Origin of the sequence: Streptomyces sp. B1866 (assembly GCF_031932565.1) — a bacterium.
In the GTDB taxonomy this organism is placed as follows: Bacteria; Actinomycetota; Actinomycetes; order Streptomycetales; family Streptomycetaceae; genus Streptomyces.
Window position 1 is genome coordinate 1 of sequence record NZ_JAVSCF010000463.1, and the last position, 2303, is coordinate 2303.

Annotated in this window: 1 protein-coding gene; it reads left to right on the top strand. The window is 74.8% G+C overall.

The window, feature by feature from the left end:
* Positions 1–2303, top strand: a 2303-nt coding sequence (locus RKE29_RS29420; RefSeq protein ID WP_312008765.1) for an Rne/Rng family ribonuclease, incomplete at both ends; no start/stop codon positions are given.

Below are 2303 nucleotides of genomic sequence, written 5' to 3' on the forward strand. Positions count from 1 at the left end.
GCCCCGGCGGCCGGCAGCGGCGGCCGCCGTCGCCGCCGTCGGCGCGGCGCCGCCGGAGAGGCCGCCGAGGAGCGCGCGGAGGCGGAGAAGGCCGAGCCGGCCGCGAGTCCCGCCCAGGCCCCCGAGGAGCCCGCCGACGAGGACGAGACGGCGGACGCCGAGGCCGAGGACGGCGAGGAGCCGGGCGACCGCCCGTCGCGCCGCCGCCGGCGGGGCGGCCGGCGCCGCCGCCGTGGCGAGGCCGCGGACGCGGACGACGCCGACGAGACCGACGACGAGGCCGGGGACGGGGCCGAGCCGGGAGAGGCGGCCGAGGAGGACGCCGACGAGGACGCCGACGAGCAGCCCGCCGCGGGCGGCTCCAGCAGCAGCCGCCGCCGCCGTCGCCGGCGCCGCCGCAGCGGCGACGCCGTGGAGGCCGAGGGTGGCGACGACCCGGAGCGCACGGTCGTCAAGGTCCGCGAGCCGCGTCGGAAGGACGAGCCGGGCACCGGCCCGGACGAGGTGCAGTCGATCAAGGGCTCGACGCGCCTGGAGGCGAAGAAGCAGCGCCGCCGCGAGGGCCGCGAGCAGGGCCGCCGCCGGGTGCCGATCATCACCGAGGCCGAGTTCCTGGCCCGCCGCGAGGCGGTCGAGCGGGTGATGGTCGTACGGCAGTCCGGCGAGCGCACCCAGATCGCGGTGCTGGAGGACGACGTCCTCGTCGAGCACTTCGTCAACAAGGAGCAGGCCACCAGCTACGTCGGGAACGTCTACCTGGGCAAGGTCCAGAACGTCCTGCCGTCCATGGAGGCCGCCTTCGTCGACATCGGCAAGGGCCGCAACGCCGTCCTGTACGCGGGCGAGGTGAACTTCGAGGCGCTGGGCCTCAGCGGCGGCCCGCGCCGCATCGAGACCGCCCTGAAGTCCGGCCAGTCGGTCCTCGTGCAGGTCACCAAGGACCCGATCGGCCACAAGGGCGCCCGCCTGACCAGCCAGGTCTCCCTCCCCGGCCGCTACCTGGTGTACGTGCCCGAGGGGTCGATGACCGGCATCAGCCGCAAGCTCCCGGACACCGAGCGCGCCCGCCTGAAGCAGATCCTCAAGAAGGTCGTCCCCGAGAACGCGGGCGTCATCGTCCGTACGGCGGCCGAGGGCGCGAGCGAGGAGGAGCTGGCGCGCGACGTCCGGCGGCTCCAGACGCAGTGGGAGGAGATCCAGCGCAAGGCGAAGAGCGGCAACGCGCCGACGCTGCTGTACGGCGAGCCGGACATGACCGTCCGCGTGGTCCGCGACATCTTCAACGAGGACTTCTCCAAGGTCATCGTCAGCGGTGGCGACGCGTGGGAGACCATCCACGGGTACGTCTCGCACGTCGCGCCGGACCTCGCCGACCGGCTCCAGAAGTGGACCTCGGACGTCGACGCCTTCGCCACCTACCGGATCGACGAGCAGCTGATGAAGGCGCTGGACCGCAAGGTCTGGCTGCCCAGCGGCGGCTCCCTGGTGATCGACCGGACCGAGGCCATGGTCGTCATCGACGTCAACACCGGGAAGTTCACCGGCCAGGGCGGCAACCTGGAGGAGACGGTCACCAGGAACAACCTGGAGGCGGCCGAGGAGATCGTGCGCCAGCTGCGGCTGCGCGACCTCGGCGGCATCATCGTTATCGACTTCATCGACATGGTGCTGGAGTCCAACCGCGACCTGGTGCTGCGCCGCCTGCTGGAGTGCCTGGGCCGGGACCGTACGAAGCACCAGGTGGCCGAGGTCACCTCGCTCGGCCTGGTGCAGATGACCCGCAAGCGGGTCGGCCAGGGCCTGCTGGAGTCGTTCTCCGAGGCGTGCGTGCACTGCAACGGGCGCGGCGTGATCGTCCACATGGACCAGCCGGCGGCGTCCGGCGGCGGTGGCGGCAAGCGCAAGCGGAAGAAGGCGGGCGCCGCCCACCAGGCGGAGGTCGAGCAGGCGGCCGTGGCCCTGCTGGAGCCGGACGCCGTCGAGACCGAGCCGGAGGCCGAGTCCGTGCCCGGCGCCGCCGAGGCCGAGCCGCAGGCGCCGTCGACGCCGATGTTCGAGCCGGACGAGGAGCTGTTCGCCAGCGCCGCGGAGGCCGAGGCGGTGGCGACCCGGGGCCGTACGCGCCGCAGGGCCGGCCGGAAGGCCACCGCCCCGGCGGGCGCGCCGAAGCCGGACGCGGAGCAGGACGCCGTGGTCGTCGTCCCGGCCGACGAGCCGAAGGGGGCGCCCGCGGCCGCCGCCGCCGAGCCCGCGCCCGCCGTCCCGGAGGCGGAGACGGCGCCCGAGGCCGCGGAGCCGGCCCC